Genomic DNA, 304 nt, shown 5'->3' with positions numbered 1-304 from the left:
TTTAATGCAGAAAATTTCAGCATGGCTTTCTAAATTTAAACAGCTTTCTCCAGAAAGCCAAAAACTTATAGTGACACTTGGGTTGATTGCTGCGGCAGTCGGCCCTTTTTTAGTGGTTCTTGGAACGTGTATTTCTAAAATAGGTGTTGCTATACAAGGTTTTTCTAAACTAGCTTTGTTTATAGGTAAAATGTTCGCAAGTTTTACTTCCGGATCTAGTATTCTTGAAGGGTTAGGCGCTGTTTTAGGTGGAGTATCTGCGCCAATACTCGCGGTTGTTGCGGTTATTGGTGTTCTGGTAGCA

1 pseudogene is annotated in these 304 nt (G+C 39.8%); it reads left to right on the top strand.

Annotated elements, in window-relative coordinates:
* Positions 1-304: pseudogene (locus ACTJLE_RS06690) on the top strand (hypothetical protein); the annotation flags it as partial.

The organism is Gardnerella sp. CCPDSM, assembly GCF_056754715.1.
This window is presented reverse-complemented; position numbering and strand designations above follow the sequence as displayed.